Source organism: Salmonella sp. A29-2 (genome assembly GCF_020150755.1).
Lineage (GTDB): Bacteria > Pseudomonadota > Gammaproteobacteria > Enterobacterales > Enterobacteriaceae > Salmonella > Salmonella enterica.
Genome location: NZ_CP083731.1, coordinates 4,569,018 through 4,589,764, shown reverse-complemented (window position 1 = coordinate 4,589,764; position 20,747 = coordinate 4,569,018). Strand labels below are relative to the sequence as shown.

At 54.0% G+C, this 20,747-nt stretch carries 15 protein-coding genes; 6 read left to right on the top strand and 9 right to left on the bottom strand.

All coding sequences use genetic code 11. The annotated features are described in order from the left end of the window. Nucleotides 1-2 precede the first annotated feature (2 nt). Entirely contained in the window at nt 3-2,435 is a 2,433-nt protein-coding gene (locus K8W53_RS22250; RefSeq protein ID WP_000110805.1) for a bifunctional aspartate kinase/homoserine dehydrogenase II, read from the top strand. A gap of 115 nt (nt 2,436-2,550) precedes the next feature. On the opposite strand, the gene mscS is transcribed toward K8W53_RS22250, so the two are convergent. From mscS to K8W53_RS22235, 3 genes are all read right to left on the bottom strand, one after another. Then, nucleotides 2,551-3,408, bottom strand: a complete 858-nt coding sequence (gene mscS / locus K8W53_RS22245; RefSeq protein WP_000398251.1) for a small-conductance mechanosensitive channel MscS — start codon at nt 3,406-3,408, stop codon at nt 2,551-2,553. A gap of 2 nt (nt 3,409-3,410) precedes the next feature. Then, nucleotides 3,411-4,409, bottom strand: coding sequence for a hypothetical protein (locus K8W53_RS22240; RefSeq protein ID WP_023224785.1), 999 nt, complete (start codon nt 4,407-4,409; stop codon nt 3,411-3,413). A gap of 234 nt (nt 4,410-4,643) precedes the next feature. Beyond that, nucleotides 4,644-5,768, bottom strand: a complete 1,125-nt coding sequence (locus K8W53_RS22235; protein WP_001134820.1) for a hypothetical protein — start codon at nt 5,766-5,768, stop codon at nt 4,644-4,646. A gap of 135 nt (nt 5,769-5,903) precedes the next feature. Between K8W53_RS22235 and K8W53_RS22230 the strand changes: the two genes are divergently transcribed. From K8W53_RS22230 to K8W53_RS22220, 3 genes are all read left to right on the top strand, one after another. After that, on the top strand, nt 5,904-7,460 hold the full coding sequence (locus K8W53_RS22230; protein WP_000865254.1) for a bifunctional metallophosphatase/5'-nucleotidase: 1,557 nt from the start codon (nt 5,904-5,906) through the stop codon (nt 7,458-7,460). Nucleotides 7,461-7,724: 264 nt separating this feature from the next. Continuing rightward, nucleotides 7,725-8,963 carry a serine hydroxymethyltransferase gene (locus K8W53_RS22225; protein WP_023224783.1) on the top strand — a complete coding sequence of 413 codons (1,239 nt, stop codon included), beginning with the start codon at nt 7,725-7,727 and terminating at the stop codon, nt 8,961-8,963. Then, complete coding sequence (locus K8W53_RS22220) at nt 8,960-10,066, top strand: alanine racemase (RefSeq protein WP_023224782.1); 1,107 nt, start codon at nt 8,960-8,962, stop codon at nt 10,064-10,066. Before K8W53_RS22225 ends, K8W53_RS22220 begins: the two co-directional genes overlap by 4 nt. Here the strand turns inward: K8W53_RS22220 and K8W53_RS22215 are convergent. Further along, nucleotides 10,011-11,492, bottom strand: a complete 1,482-nt coding sequence (locus K8W53_RS22215) for a PLP-dependent aminotransferase family protein (RefSeq protein WP_023224781.1) — start codon at nt 11,490-11,492, stop codon at nt 10,011-10,013. The two genes, K8W53_RS22220 and K8W53_RS22215, sit on opposite strands and share 56 nt — an antisense overlap. Nucleotides 11,493-11,770: 278 nt before the next feature. Here K8W53_RS22215 and metF point away from each other — a divergent pair, with 278 nt between their 5' ends. Next, entirely contained in the window at nt 11,771-12,661 is an 891-nt protein-coding gene (gene metF, locus K8W53_RS22210; RefSeq protein ID WP_000007507.1) for a methylenetetrahydrofolate reductase, read from the top strand. 164 nt (nt 12,662-12,825) lie between these two features. After that, the gene (katG, locus tag K8W53_RS22205) at nt 12,826-15,006 is read left to right on the top strand and encodes a catalase/peroxidase HPI (protein ID WP_020838265.1); all 2,181 of its coding nucleotides are present in this window, start codon (nt 12,826-12,828) and stop codon (nt 15,004-15,006) included. 57 nt (nt 15,007-15,063) lie between these two features. On the opposite strand, the gene K8W53_RS22200 is transcribed toward katG, so the two are convergent. From K8W53_RS22200 to K8W53_RS22180, 5 genes are all read right to left on the bottom strand, one after another. Further along, on the bottom strand, nt 15,064-15,687 hold the full coding sequence (locus K8W53_RS22200; protein WP_023224780.1) for a DUF1287 domain-containing protein: 624 nt from the start codon (nt 15,685-15,687) through the stop codon (nt 15,064-15,066). 258 nt (nt 15,688-15,945) lie between these two features. Continuing rightward, nucleotides 15,946-17,049: a bifunctional L-1,2-propanediol dehydrogenase/glycerol dehydrogenase gene (gldA, locus tag K8W53_RS22195; protein WP_000374041.1), complete on the bottom strand. Its 1,104-nt coding sequence runs from the start codon at nt 17,047-17,049 to the stop codon at nt 15,946-15,948. Between the two features lie 11 nt (nt 17,050-17,060). After that, entirely contained in the window at nt 17,061-17,723 is a 663-nt protein-coding gene (gene fsa, locus K8W53_RS22190; protein WP_000424866.1) for a fructose-6-phosphate aldolase, read from the bottom strand. A gap of 254 nt (nt 17,724-17,977) precedes the next feature. Then, on the bottom strand, nt 17,978-18,814 hold the full coding sequence (locus tag K8W53_RS22185; protein WP_023224779.1) for a helix-turn-helix transcriptional regulator: 837 nt from the start codon (nt 18,812-18,814) through the stop codon (nt 17,978-17,980). A gap of 160 nt (nt 18,815-18,974) precedes the next feature. Then, a complete protein-coding gene (locus tag K8W53_RS22180; protein WP_001192092.1) occupies nt 18,975-20,708 on the bottom strand; it encodes a phosphoethanolamine transferase CptA in 1,734 nt (577 codons plus the stop codon). Between the last annotated feature and the right edge of the window lie 39 nt (nt 20,709-20,747).

The window sequence follows — 20,747 nt, the reverse complement described above, 5'->3', positions numbered from 1 at the left end:
ACATGAGTGTGATTGCGCAGGCAGGGGCGAAAGGTCGTCAACTGCATAAATTTGGCGGCAGTAGTCTGGCGGATGTGAAGTGTTACCTGCGTGTCGCAGGCATTATGGCGGAGTATTCGCAGCCTGACGATATGATGGTAGTGTCCGCCGCAGGCAGTACCACCAACCAGTTGATTAGCTGGCTCAAGTTAAGCCAGACCGATCGCCTTTCTGCGCATCAGGTATTACAGACGTTACGCCGCTACCAGTGCGATCTGATTAGCGGGCTGCTTCCCGCCGACGCGGCAGATGACTTAACCAGCGCTTTTATCAGCGATCTGGAACGTCTTGCCGCCTTGCTCGACGGCGGCGTAACGGATGCCGTCTATGCTGAGATCGTCGGACACGGCGAAATTTGGTCGGCGAGATTGATGTCCGCCGTCCTGAATCAGCAGGGGCTGGATGCCGCCTGGCTGGACGCGCGCGCATTTTTACGCGCCGAACGCGCCGCACAGCCGCAGGTTGATGAAGGGCTATCTTATCCTTTATTGCAACAGCTACTGGCGCAGCATCCTGGCAAACGTCTGGTCGTGACCGGGTTTATCAGCCGCAATCACGACGGCGAAACGGTCCTGTTAGGCCGGAACGGTTCCGACTATTCCGCCACGCAAATCGGCGCGCTGGCGGGCGTTTCCCGCGTGACCATCTGGAGCGATGTCGCGGGCGTTTATAGCGCCGACCCGCGCAAAGTGAAAGATGCCTGCCTGCTGCCGTTGCTGCGTCTGGACGAAGCCAGCGAGCTGGCGCGTCTGGCGGCGCCTGTTCTGCACGCCCGCACGCTACAGCCAGTGTCCGGCAGCGATATCGATTTGCAGTTGCGCTGTAGCTACACGCCGGATCAAGGGTCAACCCGAATTGAACGAGTGCTGGCTTCCGGGACGGGCGCGCGTATCGTGACCAGTCACGATGATATCTGTCTGATTGAGTTTCAGGTGCCTGCCAGCCAGGATTTCAGGCTGGCGCATAAAGAGCTCGACCACATTTTAAAACGGGCGCAGGCGCGTCCGCTGGCAGTGGGCGTGCATCGCGATCGCCAGCTATTGCAGTTCTGCTATACCGCCGAGGTAGCGGATAGCGTACTGAAACTCCTTGACGATGTCGGGCTGCCGGGCGAATTGCGCCTGCGGCAGGGGCTGGCGCTGGTGGCGATGGTCGGTGCGGGCGTTACTCGCAATCCGCTACACTGCCATCGCTTCTGGCAGCAGCTTAAAGGTCAGCCAGTGGAATTTACCTGGCAGTCGGAGGAGGGCATCAGTCTGGTGGCGGTGCTGCGTACCGGCCCAACTGAGAGCCTGATTCAGGGGCTGCATCAGTCGGTTTTCCGCGCCGAAAAACGCATTGGCCTGATGCTGTTCGGTAAGGGGAACATCGGCTCCCGTTGGCTGGAACTGTTTGCCCGTGAACAAAGCACGCTTTCCGCGCGTACTGGTTTTGAATTTGTGCTGGCGGGCGTGGTGGATAGCCGCCGTAGCCTGCTGAATTATGAAGGGCTGGATGCCAGCCGCGCGCTGGCATTCTTTGATGATGAAGCCGTTGAGCAGGACGAAGAGTCGCTATTCCTGTGGATGCGTGCGCATCCGTATGATGATTTAGTGGTGCTGGATGTGACAGCAAGCGAGCAACTGGCCGATCAGTATCTGGATTTCGCCAGCCACGGTTTTCATGTGATTAGCGCCAATAAACTGGCGGGCGCAAGCGCCAGTGATAAGTATCGCCAGATTCATGACGCGTTTGAAAAAACCGGGCGTTACTGGCTGTATAACGCCACCGTGGGCGCGGGATTGCCGATCAACCACACTGTGCGGGATCTGATTGACAGCGGCGATACGATTCTCTCGATCAGCGGGATCTTCTCCGGGACGCTATCCTGGCTGTTCCTGCAATTTGACGGCACGGTGCCGTTTACCGATCTGGTGGATCAGGCCTGGCAGCAGGGGCTGACGGAACCCGATCCGCGCGTCGATCTTTCCGGAAAAGATGTCATGCGTAAGCTGGTGATTCTGGCGCGCGAGGCGGGATACGACATCGAGCCGGATCAGGTGCGTGTAGAATCGTTGGTGCCGGCGCATTGTGAAGAAGGGTCTATCGATCACTTTTTCGAAAACGGCGACGCGCTGAATGAACAGATGGTGCAGCGTCTGGAGGCAGCCCGCGAACTGGGGCTGGTGTTGCGTTACGTGGCGCGTTTCGACGCCAATGGCAAAGCGCGCGTCGGCGTTGAAGCGGTGCGTCCGGAGCATCCGCTGGCGGCGCTGCTGCCGTGCGATAATGTCTTTGCTATTGAAAGCCGCTGGTATCGCGATAACCCGCTGGTGATCCGTGGGCCGGGCGCGGGTCGCGATGTGACCGCCGGGGCGATTCAGTCGGATATCAACCGCCTGGCGCAGTTGCTGTAATAAAGGCAAGTTCGTGAGCGAAGCGCCAGGTTGCGCTTCGCTCCCTCATCAATACGTTATGCAGTCATTCTGTAGATACTGATATACGAAGCGCTATCCGATTGCTGACGAAACATTATGGCGTGATGCTTTTTACATTCTCAACCCGGACATCCATCCGGGGGTAAGGAATATTGATGCCGTTTTCATCCATTGCTTCCTTGATATTTTCCAGAAGATCGTAGTAAGTACTCCAGTACTGAGCGTTGGGCACCCATACGCGAACATAGAAATTCAGGCTAGAGGGCGCAAGTTCGCCCAGGCGGACCGTAATATCGCGGGTTTTATCAATGCGATGATCTTGTTCAATAATACGATGTATCACGCTTTTTACGTCAGCAATACGGCTTTGGTAATCCACGCCAATAATCAGATCAATACGTCGATAGGGGTGTCGTGAATAGTTGATAATATTATCAGCAATAATTTTACCATTCGGGATGACAACTTCTTTGCTATCCGCAGTGAGCAGAGTGGTGGAGAAAATATGGACCTTTTCTACTGTGCCGATAACCAGGCCAATTTGTACAATTTCCCCGGCGCGGAAAGGGCGCAGGGAGACAAGCAGTACGCCTGCGGCAAAGTTGGAAAGTGACCCTTGCAGCGCCAGACCAATGGCTAAACCCGCCGCGCCGATAACGGCAATAATTGAGGAGGTTTCTATACCGACACGGCCAAGAGCGGCTACTGCCGTGAAAGCTATCGTGATGTAGCGAACCAGCGCGGAGAAAAAGTGGACAATAGTGGCATCCACTTGCCGCCTGAGAAGTAATTTTTCCAGCCCCCTCGATAGTAAGCGAGCTATTAACTTACCGATGAAAAGTAGAATGATGGCGGCAACAACATTCCAGCCAAAATGAATTACCGAGTCACTGTGCTCGGCCATCCATTTGATCGCGCCTTTAATTTTTGGAAATAACTCAAAACCTTCCATGTTTATCCTCTGTCAGCAGTATCCGCGGTATTAGCAGTAATAAAACGGTTCATTTTTGCCTGGATAATCGCCGCGCCGACGGGTGGCAGCAGTAACGCCCAGAATAGTGTCCAGCCGGTTCGTATTCCGCCATCTTCGTTTTTATTCGCCAGCAGAGCGCGGATTTCGTCGCTAAGCGTCAGACACAATATGGCTGTGCCAAACGGCATAATGGCTGACAGCCATCCCGCGCCACATGCGGTCATGAGTCGGGGCGAAGGCGCCACAAATTGCATTTCCCGGTGAATTCTGAAGAACCAATAAATAATATAAAATGGAACGAAAAAGGCCAATAATGCGACGACAAGGGGTTCTGCGCACTCAGGTCGCTGGGTTGATGAGAACCTTTTGGGCGGTGCAATATAGAAAAGTTCTTTTTTGAGCGGTAATAGTAGCAAAAGCGCGATAACCGCTAAAGTAATTACGATTATTCCTATATAAGGAATTGAGTATATAAATATAGACAGATAGCCAGCGATGATAAATTTGAACAGTAAGCAGAGGCTAAATAAAATAACAAATGTCTGAGCACTGCCGATAGCGCTGAAAAGCAGCATGGGGACTAACAGCGTTACGATCCCCATACCCAGATTAATTAAAAACTGCGCTATGATAAGCCTGACTACGTCAGACGGGCCATTTATGCAGAAGGAACAGACCACGCTAATGATTAACAGGAGCGCAACAAAGTAGAAGGGGTAACAATTTTTTATACGGCAGACAAACCAGCTGGCAACCATACCCAGGAGGTATCCCAGTTGGCCGCCAACGAGAATAACACCAATACGATCGGCTGGAATAGACAGTGATTTACTCCAAAAATAAACACCATACGACGATCCCAGCGAACTGATAAAAGAGAGCACCAAAAAGAAAAAAGTGATCCCCCAGAATCGATAGCTACTCAGGAGATCGGCGCAGGTCCATTTTTTATCTGACATTGACGGTAAAGTAATTTCCATATTTATCCCTTGTTTTCCATAGAAAATAAGAATGTATAGAACTATTTAAATTGATAATAAATATTGATTATGTGAATAACGTTTATAGCCAATTTTAACTTAAAACGAAGGGCCATTTTATCAAATAGTTCTATTCTTTTTCAGCGTATAAAAGTAGGATGTGAGGTGATTAAATCTATAGCGCCTTCTGAATGATAATCTGTGATTTTTTATGCGTGGCATTACATCATTGGGTTAAATGTGATTCCATTGTGAGTTATATTTTTCCGTCAGCAAATACAGAATTTGCGTGACGCGTTTGGCGGAATAGTGGGCGCTTTGCTGGAATTCAGGTTGTTGCCATAGCCAGGTAACAAAGCGGCGACTAGCCGCCAGATTAACGGCGACACCTTGTTCTAAGTGGGAACCGGTTAACGAACAGACCATTTTGCGGTTGTGACCTTGCCCCCAGAGTTGCCACTGATTTTGCCACCATCCCTGCCATGTTTTGCCTAACAGTTGCCACTCTGCGCGGCAATCGTCATCGTTTATCTCTTCCTCAACGAACCACAGCGAGGAGAGACGCTGGCGAAACCGCTCCGCCCATGCCGTAATGACCGCGCCGCGCAAAAAACACTCATGGGCAATGATGTGTGTCGTGACATCAGGAAAACGGTTTTTCAGCACCCGAAAATGACCATGCGCCGTAATGACCGGGCGAAGTATTGTCCCTTGCGCGTTCCGTTTAAGCGCCGCCGGGCCATACTGAATCTCATCGAACTGGCTGCGCTGTAAAAATTGCCGTTCTTTAGTGGCGATACGGTGAATAATATCGCCATTCTCACCCTCGGGCGGCGCAATTCCTTTCCAGTGGTAATGCAAACTCTTTCCGGCAGAAAGTAACGTGAAATTGCTGGAAAGGTGAAGAATATTGCCGCGAACAGCGTCAAAACTGAATAAAAAATACAATTGCTGGAAGGCATTCGCTCCCTGAAACGGTACGAGCAGCGGAATACTGCAAATCTGTTCCGGCGTTTCGGCGACATTCAGCGCGTGCTGTTTTGGCGTCCAGACCTTCTTACAGTACTGGCACTGAAGTCGCTGCGTTCCGCCGGGATTACGTCCATAGCGAATCCATGTTTTTTGATAGCAGTCGGGACAAAAGTGACCATGCTCTTTGGCATACTGCGCGATATAAGCAGACGCCCAGCGGCGAAATTCCACCTCGTTGAAGAGCGGCGGATAACTGCCGCAGGCTCGACAATGCAATGCCGGATAACCCAGGCGATAGTCCGGCCACACATAATCCGGCGAGTCAGGCAGCCCAAGATTGCGACAACCAGCGCTTTTGCAGGCATTAATGGTGAACAGAGGCGGCATACATTTTACCAACGATTTTGGCAGGTCGTTGATTCTGCCTTCATAAAACGGTACGCGGGTGTGAGGACTCTCACATAAAAAAACCTTTCAGAACGTAACGTAGCGAATCTTTATATGACTGAAAGGGACTTATTTATGAAAGTAAAACTGCTTGCTGCCGGTATTTTGTTCACGCTGCCGTTCTGGGCCTGCGCCAAAGATGTCACCATTATTTACACCAACGATCTTCATGCTCACGTAGAGCCTTATAAAGTGCCGTGGATTGCTGACGGTAAACGCGATATTGGCGGCTGGGCCAATATCACTACGCTTGTGAAGCAGGAAAAAGCCAAAAATAAGGCGACGTGGTTTTTTGATGCCGGAGATTACTTTACCGGACCGTATATCAGCAGCCTGACGAAGGGTAAAGCGATTATCGATATTTTGAATACCATGCAGTATGACGCTGCCACTATCGGTAATCATGAGTTCGATCATGGCTGGGACAATACATTGTTGCAACTGAGCCGGGCAAAATTCCCTATCGTGCAGGGCAATATTTTTTATGAGGACAGCAGTAAATCCTTCTGGGATAAGCCGTACACCATTGTTGAAAAAGATGGCGTCAAGATTGGCGTAATCGGCTTACACGGTGTCTTTGCTTTTAATGATACGGTTTCTGCCGCGACGCGCGTAGGCATTGAGGCACGCGATGAAATTAAGTGGCTGCAACGTTACATTGATGAACTTAAAGGTAAAGTCGATCTGACCGTCGCGCTGATTCACGAAGGCACCCCGGCCCGCCAGTCCAGCATGGGAAATACCGATGTGCGACGCGCGCTGGATAAAGATATTCAGACCGCAAGTCAGGTAAAAGGGCTGGATATTTTGATTACCGGCCACGCGCATGTCGGTACGCCGGAACCGATTAAAGTCGGTAATACGCTGATCCTCTCAACGGACAGCGGCGGCATTGATGTCGGAAAACTGGTGCTGGACTACCAGGAAAAGCCGCATCAGTTTACGGTGAAGAACTTCGAGCTGAAGACCATTTTTGCTGATGAGTGGAAGCCCGATCCGCAAACGAAGCAGGTGATTGACGGCTGGAATAAAAAGCTGGATGAAGTGGTGCAGCAGACGGTCGCTCAGTCGCCGGTCGAGTTAACGCGCGCTTATGGCGAATCGTCGTCGCTGGGGAATCTGGCGGCGGATGCGCTGCTTTTTACGGCGGGGAAAGACACCCAGTTAGCGCTTACTAACTCTGGCGGTATCCGCAACGAAATCCCGGCTGGCGCGGTGACGATGGGGGCGGTAATCAGTACCTTCCCGTTCCCTAATGAACTGGTCACGATGGATTTAACCGGTAAACAATTGCGCAGCCTGATGGAGCATGGCGCTGGATTAAGCAACGGCGTATTGCAGGTGTCTAAAGGGCTGGAGATGAAATACGACAGCAGCAAACCTATCGGCCAGCGGGTTACCGTGCTGACGCTCAATGGCAAGCCGATTGACGATGCTACGGTTTATCACATCGCTACCAACAGCTTCCTTGCCGACGGCGGCGATGGTTTTGCGGCATTCACGGAAGGCCAGGCGCGGAACACCTCCGGCGGCTACTATGTGTCGAATGCGATAGTCGATTACTTTAAGGCGGGCAACACCATCACGGATGAGCAGCTCAAAGGAATGCGCGTTGCGGATGTGAAGAAGTAAGGGGTTACTTGCCTGTGCGCAATGGCCTCTAGCGCATTCAGGCCGGACGGCGGTATGTCTGGCCTGGATCATTCGTGGACCGCGGATATCAACCGTCTGGCGTAGCGCCTGTAATTTTGCCGGGTTACGCGCTGCGTACCCGGCATGTTCCTGCCGAAATTTCCCCCTCTGTCCGGTGGTCTGCGTCCTGCGTAAAAAGTGGCGGGGTGCGGGGGAAACTTTCCCTGCGAAAATCATCGTATGATGAATTTTCGGGGGAACCGCATGATAAACAACGATCCGCTTTTTGATCTGCTTAACAAAGAGCAACAGCGCCAGCAGCACTCGCTGGAACTGATTGCCTCGGAGAATTTCGCCAGCCCTACCGTTCTTGCGGCACAAGGGTCGGTGTTAACCAATAAATACGCCGAAGGCTATTACCAGCACCGCTACTACGGCGGCTGTAAGTTCATTGATGAGGTTGAGATGCTGGCGATAACCCGCGCGCAGCAACTTTTCGGCGCGCGTTACGTTAACGTGCAGCCTCACTCCGGCAGCCAGGCGAATCAGGCGGTATATCTGGCGCTGCTGAAACCCGGCGACAAAATTCTGGGCATGAGCCTGCAATGCGGCGGCCATCTCACTCACGGTTCGCCGGTCAATCAATCCGGTAAATGGTTTAACGCCTTTCATTATGGCGTCGATGCGCATAGCGGTCTTATTGATATGGATGAGGTCGAGACGATCGCAAAGCGTGAGCGCCCGCGGCTGATTATCGCCGGGGGATCGGCCTACCCACGACACTATGATTTTGCCCGCTTTCGCCGCATTGCCGATGCCGTCGGCGCGATGCTGCTGGTAGATATGGCGCATTTTGCCGGGCTGGTGGCGGGCGGCTGTTTCCCCTCGCCGCTGGCGTATGCCGATGTGATTACCACCACCACGCATAAAACGTTGCGCGGGCCGCGTGGCGGCATGATTCTGACCAACGACGCCCGGCTGGCGAAAAAAATCGACAGCGCCATCTTTCCCGGCTTGCAGGGCGGGCCGTTGATGCACGTTATCGCGGCTAAAGCGGTGGCGCTTGGCGAAGCGCTACAGCCTGAATTTAAACGTTACGCCGGGCAGGTAATCGAAAATGCGCAAGCGATGTGCCAGCAACTGGCGCAGCGCGGCCTGACGCTGTTAACGGGCGGTACCGACTGCCATCTGGGCATTATCGACCTGCGCCCGCAGGGGTTAACCGGCGCTCAGGTGGAATACTTTCTCGAACTGGCGGGGATCACGGTCAATAAAAACACGCTGCCAGGCGATCCGCAGCCGCCGTCGATTACCTCCGGGATTCGCATTGGCAGCGCAGCCTGCGCCACCCGCGGAATGAATGCCGATGATTTTACGCTGATCGCGGACTGGATCAGTGAAATTATTTTTGCCATCAAGACGCCGAATATTACAGATATTTGCGCCGATATTCGGCAAAAAGTGACTAAATTAACCACCAACTATCCGTTGCCTTACCAATGATGAAACTTGCTGAAATTCAGGCGGCGTGCGGCGTTCTTTGTGTAGATCTCGCCGCTGTCGTTGACAATTATCAAACGCTGGCGCGCCATGTCGCCCCCGCGCAATGCGGCGCAGTACTGAAAGCCAATGGCTATGGTCTGGGGGCGGAGGCGATTGCGCCAGCCCTGTATGCGGCCAATTGCCGGATCTTTTTTGCCGCGCAACTTTCTGAAGGGGTGGCGCTACGTAAAATCCTGTCGGCTGACGCGATGGTGGTGTTGCTTAATGGCGTCATGCCGCAGGCGATGCCGCTTTGTTGCGCGCAACAGATCACGCCGTTGCTGAATTCTGTTGACCAGGTGATGGCGTGGCTGGCACTACAGGAGGCGCGGTCGCAGCGGCGTCCGGTTTTGATCCAGCTTGATTCCGGCATGTCGCGGCTGGGGGTGACGCCGGAGCAACTGGCGCGGCTGGCCGCGATTTTTCGCCAGCGTGGCTGGGCTGCGCCAGACTATATCATCAGCCATCTGGCGAACGCCGACAGGCCGGATCATGCGTTAAATGTCTATCAGCATACGCTACTCCAGCAGGCAAAAGAGGCATTCCCAACCAGCCGTTATTCGCTGGCAAATTCCTGCGGTATGTTTCTGCATCCGGCCTGGCGGGAAGATCTCTGCCGTCCGGGCGTTGCGCTGTTCGGCGTCGCCCAGCCGTGGTTTTCAACGCCGTTAAAACCGGCATTTACGCTGACGCTGAGCATTCTGCGTGTGCAAGACGTGCCAGTTGGGACGCCGATTGGCTACGGCAGTACGGTTACTACTACTCGCCCGCTGCGTATCGCCACGGTATCCGCCGGATACGCTGATGGGATTCCACGTAATTTGCGTCCTCCGGCGGGCGTGTGCTGGCGCGGGGTTCGGTTACCGGTATTGGGGCGGGTTTGCATGGACAGCTTTATGGTGGACGCCAGCGCCATCATGCCAACGCCTGGCGATGTTGTGGAGTTTATTGGCGTGAGCCAGACGCTGGAAGAGGTTGCCGCCGCCTGCGATACCATCCCTTATGAGATTATGACCCGGCTTGGCGGGCGTTTTCGGCGCATAATGCAGCCCGCAGAAGCTTGACTCCATTTTCAATCTCGTAGGGGGTAAACGCGGCGAATCCCAGCAGCCAGCCCGTGGGCGCGGGGTGCGTCAGCCAGAACTGGCGCATCCCGGCGATGTTTAACCCGGCCCGCCGCGCGGCGTTAAGGGTCTGTTGTTCGTCAATACCTTCATGTAGCCAGCAGGGCATTTGTAATCCTCCGGGCGTCACGACCGGCGTCACCCAGTCACTAAGATGCTGATTGATGGCCTGCGCCAGGCACGCCTGCCGCACCGCGTACATACTGCGCATGGTGCGGATATGGGCGGCAAAATGGCCGGATGCGATAAATCGCGCCAGCGTCAATTGGGTCAACGCGGGCGTTGCGCCATCAAGCAAATTGCGCGCAGCGGCAAAATGCGCGGCCAGCGACGCAGGCACCACCAGATAACCAATGCGCAGACCGGGGTAGAGCGTTTTGCTGAAGGTGCCGACATACAGGGTGCGCTGCTCGCGATCTAACCCCTGCATACAGGCGACGGGCGCGCCGTTGTAGTGAAATTCACTGTCGTAGTCATCTTCGATAATCCAGGCATTATGCGTCCGCGCCCAGTCAATCAGGGCATGACGCCGCGCCAGAGAGAGCAAATGACCGGAGGGAAACTGGTGCGACGGCGTAACGTAAACCAGCGGCGCAGGCGGCAGTTTATCCACCCGAATACCGTCTCTATCGACTTCAATGGGAAGAAGGTTGAGCTGTGCGGCAGAGAATGCCTGACGTGCGCCGGGATAGCCTGGATTTTCCATCACCACCGACTGTCCGGCCTCTGCCAGCAGTTGCCCGCATAGCCAGAATGCCTGACGCGCGCCACTGACAATCACAATCTGCTGCGCGTCGACCTTCGCGCCGCGTTCAAAATTGAGATAATGAGCAATTTGCTGGCGCAGTTCCGGCTCTCCCTGCGGATCGCCATGCAGCATTAGCGTATGCGCCCGCTCGCGCTGGATCTGGCGGGCAAAATTCTGCCAAATGGTTTGCGGGAAGTTTCGCGTTTCCGCAAGGCCGAGCGTAAACGTCTGCACTCGGCGGGCATCGAAAGATACGGCGCGATCGGCAATCGTCTGCCAGCGGGCGCTAAGTGTGGGCGTCTGGCGAGGCGATGGCGGCAGGCTGTGCTGCCCCTGAATATGCGGAATCCCCTGGCGGCTGGCGAAACTCCCGGCCCCTTGCCTGCGGGTCATAAAGCCGTCGCGCTGAAGCTGGGAATAGGCATTTTCAACCGTATCTCTGGACAGGCGAAGCTGCTGCGCCAGCGCGCGAGCGGACGGCAGTTTTGCGCCATCGACCAGCGCGCCGGAAATGACCAACTGACGAAAAGCGTGGTACAGGCGCACATGCAGCGGCAGGTTACGCCACACTTGCGCGTCGATCATGATATGTATCGACTCGAAATTCGCTGTGTTCATCTTCTGGTTCCCCCGTCCCTGCGTCGCCAAAGCCGTTGAATCATATCATTTACGCCTTATTTTTTATGTGTTGAAGAACACCCGGAACCGTATGAAGAAGGTATTGCTCAAGATGATGGAGAATGAAGTTTTTTCAACTTTGCTGAATATTCCTCATTCTTTAGCGTGATTTTTCAGTTGACGTCCTTCTGCTTTTCCGTCATTTTTACATCTGGACGTCTAAACGGATAGATGTTTACAACACAACAAATAATAACATGCGATTGATGAGGTAAGGTATGAGCTTTTTTCACGCCAACCAGCGGGAAGCCCTGAATCAGAGCCTGGCGGAAGTACAGGGTCAGATTAACGTTTCGTTTGAATTTTTCCCGCCGCGCACCAGTGAAATGGAGCAAACCCTGTGGAACTCCATCGATCGCCTGAGCAGTCTGAAACCGAAGTTTGTTTCGGTAACGTATGGCGCCAACTCCGGGGAACGCGACCGCACTCATAGCGTTATTAAAGGCATTAAAGAGCGTACTGGGCTTGAGGCCGCGCCGCACCTTACCTGTATTGACGCCACGCGCGATGAACTGCGCACCATCGCCCGCGACTACTGGAATAACGGTATCCGCCACATTGTCGCTTTGCGCGGCGATTTGCCGCCGGGCAGCGGTAAGCCGGAGATGTACGCCGCCGATCTGGTTGGTTTGCTCAAAGAGGTGGCCGATTTCGATATTTCAGTAGCGGCCTATCCGGAGGTACATCCGGAAGCGAAAAGCGCGCAGGCCGATCTGCTTAATCTGAAGCGTAAAGTGGATGCTGGCGCTAACCGCGCGATAACCCAATTTTTCTTCGATGTGGAAAGCTACCTGCGTTTTCGCGACCGCTGTGTTTCCGCCGGTATCGACGTAGAAATTATTCCCGGCATTTTACCGGTGTCTAACTTTAAACAGGCGAAAAAATTTGCCGATATGACCAATGTCCGCATTCCGTCCTGGATGTCACTGATGTTTGAGGGTCTGGATGATGACGCAGAAACCCGCAAGCTGGTGGGCGCTAACATTGCGATGGACATGGTGAAAATTTTAAGTCGCGAAGGAGTGAAGGATTTCCACTTCTACACGTTGAATCGTGCGGAAATGAGTTATGCCATTTGCCACACGTTGGGCGTAAGACCGGGTTTATAACCTCCAGCTCCCTGCCGGGAGCTTTATTACAACTCATATTGATCTACATCTCTGTAACTAAAAATATAAAAGGTATTAGCTATCGAATCTGTGGATTAATTCAACTATATCTATTTGCTCCTGGTGTATATCGTAACGGTAACACTTTAAAAGGGAGCTGAGATATGAGCACGACCGACGATACCCATAACACGTTATCCACTGGAAAATGTCCTTTCCATCAGGGGGGGCATGACCGAAGCGCAGGCGCAGGAACAGCCAGCCGCGACTGGTGGCCGAACCAGCTTCGCGTGGATCTTTTGAATCAACATTCCAACCGTTCTAACCCGCTGGGTGAAGACTTTGACTACCGCAAAGAGTTTAGCAAGTTAGACTACTCCGCCCTGAAAGGGGATCTCAAGGCGCTGCTGACCGATTCACAACCGTGGTGGCCCGCCGACTGGGGCAGCTATGTCGGTTTGTTTATTCGTATGGCCTGGCATGGCGCTGGTACCTACCGTTCTATTGATGGTCGTGGCGGCGCGGGTCGTGGTCAACAGCGTTTTGCGCCGCTTAACTCCTGGCCGGATAACGTCAGCCTGGATAAGGCGCGTCGTTTGTTGTGGCCGATTAAGCAGAAATATGGCCAGAAAATTTCCTGGGCTGACCTGTTTATTCTGGCGGGTAACGTGGCGCTGGAAAACTCCGGCTTCCGTACCTTCGGTTTCGGCGCCGGGCGTGAAGATGTCTGGGAGCCGGATCTGGATGTGAACTGGGGCGATGAAAAAGCCTGGTTGACTCACCGACACCCTGAAGCGCTGGCAAAAGCGCCGCTGGGCGCGACCGAGATGGGCCTTATCTACGTTAACCCGGAAGGGCCGGATCACAGCGGCGAACCACTTTCTGCCGCCGCCGCTATTCGCGCTACCTTTGGCAATATGGGGATGAACGACGAAGAAACCGTGGCGTTGATCGCTGGCGGGCATACCCTCGGTAAAACCCACGGCGCGGCAGCGGCATCCCATGTAGGGGCCGATCCGGAAGCCGCGCCGATTGAAGCGCAGGGCTTAGGTTGGGCCAGCAGCTATGGTAGCGGCGTTGGCGCGGATGCTATCACCTCCGGGCTGGAAGTGGTCTGGACGCAGACGCCGACCCAGTGGAGCAACTATTTCTTCGAGAACCTGTTCAAATATGAGTGGGTACAAACCCGTAGTCCGGCTGGCGCTATCCAGTTTGAAGCGGTAGACGCGCCGGACATCATCCCGGACCCGTTCGATCCGTCGAAAAAACGTAAGCCAACCATGCTGGTCACCGACCTGACGCTGCGTTTTGATCCGGAGTTCGAGAAGATTTCCCGCCGTTTCCTTAACGATCCGCAGGCCTTTAATGAAGCCTTTGCTCGTGCCTGGTTCAAACTGACGCACAGAGATATGGGACCAAAAGCGCGTTACATCGGACCGGAAGTGCCAAAAGAAGATCTGATCTGGCAGGACCCGTTGCCGCAACCGCTCTATCAGCCAACGCAGGAAGACATTATCAACCTGAAAGCGGCGATCGCTGCATCCGGGCTTTCTATTAGCGAGATGGTTTCGGTTGCCTGGGCATCCGCGTCTACTTTCCGCGGCGGCGATAAGCGTGGCGGCGCTAACGGCGCGCGTCTGGCATTGGCGCCTCAGCGCGACTGGGAGGTCAACGCCGTTGCGGCTCGCGTTCTGCCGGTATTAGAAGAGATCCAGAAAACGACGAATAAAGCCTCGCTGGCCGATATTATTGTGCTGGCGGGCGTGGTCGGTATCGAGCAGGCGGCCGCTGCTGCGGGTGTCAGCATCAGCGTACCTTTTGCGCCGGGACGGGTGGATGCGCGTCAGGATCAAACCGACATCGAGATGTTCTCGCTGCTTGAACCGATTGCCGATGGATTCCGTAACTATCGTGCGCGTCTGGATGTGTCGACGACCGAATCGCTGTTGATTGATAAAGCGCAGCAGTTAACGTTGACCGCGCCGGAAATGACAGTACTGGTTGGCGGGATGCGTGTGCTGGGAACCAACTTTGACGGCAGCCAGAACGGTGTCTTTACCGACAGACCGGGCGTGCTCAGCACAGACTTCTTCGCTAATCTGCTGGATATGCGTTACGAGTGGAAACCGACCGACGAATCTAATGAGCTGTTCGAAGGCCGGGATCGTCTGACTGGCGAGGTGAAATACACGGCGACCCGCGCCGATCTGGTGTTTGGTTCCAACTCCGTACTGCGCGCGCTGGCGGAAGTTTACGCGTGTAGCGATGCGCACGAGAAGTTTGTGAAGGACTTCGTCGCGGCATGGGTGAAAGTGATGAACCTGGACCGTTTCGATCTGCAATAATCTGATAGGTTAATTCGTCAGCGGCTGCTATTCGGTAGTCGCTGACGTTTTCCGCGTTTAATGCGAAAAATAACGAAAATGCCCCGTGACTTTCCAGTTAAATAATACATCTTCCTCCTGTGCTCCCGCGCCTATGTTATGCACAACCAGCGGCACCCCTTCAGGCGTGACGTTCAGGGATACCACGCCAATATGCGCAAGGCCGTTATCCAGTCGCCAGGAGACAATATCTCCCGGTTGATAATCGCTATATTTATCTGTCACCGGCAACGCTTTGTTTTGACGCTGGAACCAGGTTTCCAGATTCGGAACGCGGCGATGGTCGATATTGCTGTCCGGGCGTTTCAGCTTCCAGTTATTCGGGTAGGCAGAGAAATGCGCCTGCATGTCTTCATGTACCCGTTTCTGTAAATCAACCTGCTGACTGCGTAGCGCGCGGATGACGACATCTGCACATACTCCACGCTCCAGCGGAAGATCGCCATTCGGATAATCCAGACGAACATAGGCAGCATCATAAAATAGCGTCTTACCTATTTGCGTCCCGGCACTTTGGGCGATTGCAGCATTAGTTTGCGCCTGAACGGTTATTGGTCTGGTATCAGAGCGTGGCGAATGATGAGAGATATGGCTAATAAAAAAAGCAGCAAGAATACCGATAAGCACCTGTGCGAATTTCATCTTCTTCGTCCGTGAAGTGTGTCAGTACGTCATTTGACTTTCCGCGGAGAGAATGGTGCGTGATAAAAAAGTCTATTTCAGGACAAAATGGACTGATTCCAGGCTATGGAATACCTGATGATGGCGCTTCGCTTACCCGGCCTGGATGATTGGATAACAAGGCCAGATAAGGTGCCTGTGTCGATATTCGGCAACTGAATTCTGTTGGGTCAGCAAGCTGAAATACTCCTGACTATCGTCAGGAGCATTGCTCAGACCTTATTCCCATTCCTGCAAGAAGCGTTGACCGTACTGGTCGGCGACCAGCAGCGCGGCGTACACTTCATCCGGCGTTGCGCCGCCAGGCATGTTATGAATAGTTTCACCTTCTGCGCAGGAGGCTTCCGCGACGGTGCGCATTTTGGCCGGGATATCCTGTTTAATATCCAGTTGCGCCAGCGTAATCGGCAGGCCAACGGAATGGCACAGCGCCGCAACGGTTTCGATTTCTTCGACCGGCGCGTTTTCCAGCACCAGTTGCGTCAGCGTACCGAAAGCGACCTTCTCACCGTGATAATAGTGGTGCGCATCCGGAATCGCCGTTAAACCGTTATGAATCGCGTGCGCTGCGGCCAGACCGCCGCTTTCAAAACCGACCCCGCTCAGGTAGGTGTTGGCTTCGATGACGCGTTCCAGCGCTGGCGTGACGACGTGCTGTTCGGCGGCCAACATGGCTTTTTCGCCTTCTTCGATCAGCGTGTTATAGCATAGCTCCGCCAGCGCCAGCGCGGCCTGTGTACACTTGCCGCCCGCCATTGTGGTGGCGCCGCTGCGTGAGCAGGCGCGCGCTTCAAACCAGGTCGCCAGCGCATCGCCGATACCGGCTGCCAGCAGACGCGCCGGCGCGCCCGCCACTATCTGCGTATCGACAATGACCATATTCGGGTTATGCGGCAGCAGCAGATAACGGTCAAACTCACCGGCATCGGTATAAATAACCGAGAGCGCGCTGCACGGTGCGTCAGTAGAGGCGATGGTCGGCGCGATAGCGACCGGGACGTTCATAAAATGCGCCAGCGCTTTGGCGGTATCCAGCGTTTTACCGCCGCCGATACCCAGTACGGCGCCACACTGACTTTTCTCGGCGACGGCGCGCAGCCTGTCGATCTCATTTTGCGAACATTCGCCGCCAAACGGGGCGATTTCTACTGACAAACCGGCACCCGTCAGGCTTTTGCGCAGCGTCTCTTCGGCAAATCCCAGCACGAATTTATCGCCCACAACCAGCCAGTTGTTCGCCATTGGTTTTAAATAATCGCCAAGACGCGCGATGACGTTTGCACCCTGAATATACTTACCTGGTGACTGAATAATGCGATCCATACATTTCTCTCCTACAGGTTCAGATTACCAAAAGCGTTTTTCCAGTCTTGCTCAAACTTCTCTATTGCTGACTCTACCGCAGGCGTATTGAGCATTTGTTGCGCTACATCTAAAGGAAGGGTAATCGCCTGGCAACCTGCCAGTAAGCAATCCAGCGCCTGCCGCGGTGTTTTAAAGCTGGCCGCCAGCACCATGCTGTCGGGAGCGTGATGTTCCAGTAGCGTTTGCAGCTCCTGAACCATACGAATGCCATCGCCGCCCTGCGCATCAACGCGGTTGACGTAGGGAGCGACATATTTTGCGCCCGCCAGCGCCGCCAGCAGGCCCTGCGACGCGCTGTAGACGGCGGTGCCCAGCGTCACGATGCCTTCTTTTTTCAGCAATTTAATCGCTGCAAGACCTTCGGCGGTCACCGGAATTTTCACCACAATGCCGGGGATGGCGTTATTCAGTCGTTTGGCTTCTTCCACCATCCCTTTCGCGTCGCGGCTCATGGTCTGCGCAAATAAAGTGCCTTCTTCACCGATGGCGTTTTGCAGCCTGGGCAGCACATCCCAGATAGATTCTTTGCTGGCTGCCACAATGCTTGGATTGGTGGTGACGCCGGCAATCGGGAAAATGCGCGCCAGACGTTCAACTTCCGCCACGTTAGCGGTATCCAGATAGAGTTCCATAGTCTTTCTCTTCGTGAGTTTTCGTTATGGACAGGATAAAGGAGCGTGCCCCGGATGCGCTATGTGACAAATCTGCCAAAAACTGGACAAATGTGATGCTCTTGGTAAAGTGTGATTTACTTCACAAGTTGGTGATGATTAACGTATAACGTGCTGTTGTATGCCATGTGGGGGAGTGAGGTTTTTGCATTGATATTACAATAATCCAGTAAATGCGCGTTTTATCTACTGTATTCTCTTTACTGGCGTGTGGATTATTTCTCCGTTAGCTGGCTGTGATACTGGCGGCGATACTCCGACGGCGAACGTTCCGTATTTTTGCGAAACAGGCGGCAGAAATAGTTACTGTCGACAAAGCCGCAGCGGTGCGCCACCTCTTTCACTTTCAGGTCATAGCCCTTCAGCAACGTTTTGGCGTGTTCCAGTCGCGTATGGTTCAGGTATTCGTTAAAGCCGATGGATCCCGTTTTCTGGAACAGGTGCGAGAGGTAATTTGGCGAGATATAAAACGCCTGTGCTACCGATTCGCGCGTCAACGGCGCGGCGTAGCGTTCATCAATATACTCCCGAATGGCTTCAAAAAGCGCGCGGCTGCGGGAGGCGGTCTGGATTTGGCTGCCGAGCAGATCGCGGCAATGGCTTAGTAGGCTGGCGACAATCAATCTGGCCGTTTGCTGCTCTTGCGGCTGCATCTGCATCTCATTAAGCGTTTGTAACAGGAAAGAGCCGATACGCGGGCCACGGCGCGCAACGTGCTGTTTCGTGAGGTTTTGATGCTGCTGACCATCCCAGTGGACTACGCTGAAACCTAACTGCTGTTTGCCAAACAGAATGCTCAGGGTGGTGACGGGCGTTTGCCACTGCGGGATGTTCCAGCCGCCAGCCGGAACGTAGAGAACATCGCAAGGAATGAGCGGGGCGGTAATGCTCATGTCAGTAAGCTCGCCCTCCAGCACAATCTCCAGCCGCGGAAAATCCACCTGGTACGCCAGTTCCGGCGCTGGGCCGCTGGCGCTGGCAAAATAAATCTGGCGCAGCGGCAGCGGGCCGTTGATGAGACGGGAGAGAAGGTGGCTGACGTCGTGATACATGATAATCCCCTGCCGATCGCAAACAGAGGAAACAGTAACGTCGAAAACCGATGTCCTCAAGCGATTATTGCCGGATGGCGGCGCTTTGCGCCTTATCCGGACTACGGGAGAGAAGCACGCCAGGCCCGATAAGCGTTAGCGTTATCGGGCAGCATACAGGCTATTGATTGCCGACCTGATCGCCATACGGCAACGTATCATAATCAATCAGCGCGTTTTTCTTATACGGGTTGCCAATCCAGCGCGTGGTCTCTTTGAACTGCGGGTTGGTGATGGAACGCGTCGGGTCGTAGCCATCATAGGTCAGGCCCGCTAAGTCCGACCAGGTATGGATAAGCTCGGAACTGCTGTACTTACGATCGACATCCTGTGAGAAGTCGCGCGGATGCGCTGCCTGCCATTTCTCTGAGGTCCACAGCAGGAACGGCACCGTATACATATGACGGGTTGGCGAATCTTCGTTTCGTCCCTGCGTCTTATGCGGCGGCGTGTCATACACTTCTTCACCGTGATCGGAGAAGTAGAGCAGGAAACCGTTCGGATCGGTCGCTTTATAGTCCTTAATCAGGCTGGCGACAACATAGTCGTTATACAGATTCGCGTTGTCGTAATCGTTATACGACTCCAGTTCGTCGCTGCTTAATCCCGGCGGAACATGGTCGGTTTTACCATCAAACTTGCCCTGGTTTTCTGGATAGCGGAACTTGTATTTAATGTGCGTTCCCAGCAGATGCACAATAATGAATTTTTTCGGCGCCGGGTCGGCTAACACCGCTTTAAACGGCGCCAGCACGTTGCTGTCATATTCGCGCGCGCTTTGAGTGCGCTGCTGGTTCATATAGAACTGCTTATCAGTCTGCTTAGAGAACACGGTCAGCATGGTATTACGCGCCGTCATCGTCTGCTGGTTAGTGATCCAGAAGGTTTTATACCCGGCCTGTTTCATCATATTCATCAGCGATGGCTTCGTCAGATACCAGTCCGGGTTCTTTTCGTCCGCGAACGTTAGCGCCTGTTGCAGGATCTCAATGGTGTACGGTCGCGAAGTTACCACATTATTAAACACGGTCAGCCCGGGGTCGGTTTTATGCAGCGCGTCCAGTTCCGGCGTGGTTTCGCGCGGATAACCGTACAGACTCATACGGCCACGCTGGGTCGATTCGCCAATCACCAGTACCAGCGTGCGCGGCGCATCGCCGGAGTGGTCCTGGAAGTTAGCCAGCGGCGGCAGGGCATCGTTTTCATTCAGCAGTTTATTCAGCGAAGCGAGCTGTAAACGGTACTGATAGTAGCCAGTAATAAATTGCCACGGCGCAGCGGGTTCCATTCGTGACGCCAGGCTATCCAGCGTTTTCTCCATCGACTTATGCTTGATAAAGGTATTCATCGCGATGGGATGGAGGATCAGCCCGTACAGCAGGGCAAACGACACCAGATAGCGCCAGGGGGATGGAATATAAACCGGGCGCAGACGTGTCCACAGCAAAATCGCCGCCACCGTATAAGCCAGCGCGACAAGAACAATTTTCAGACTGAAATATTGGCTTAAATATTCGCTGGCTTCATTGGCGTTGGTTTCAAACATCACAAACAGCACGCTTTGCGAGAACTCCTGCCCGTAGATTACGTAATAGCTCAGCGCCGCCAGCGAGGCGGCCCAGAGTACGACGCCAATAACGGCAGCAATAACCCGGATGCGGCCTGGAAACAGAAAGACCGGGATCAGCCACAGTGAGCTGTACAGTAGCGAATCCCGCAGACCGTTTGTCCCACTGTATCCGGTGAGATAAATAATGGCCTGCAGGAGGGTGGAAAAGAACCAAAAGTAGAGCAGTGCCCAGCCCAGGGCTTTCCAGCTAAACGCGGGTTTAGTCTGGAGTAATGTGGATTGCATAATGAGAGCCTGTCTTTAATCGTAGCGCCAAACGTAACG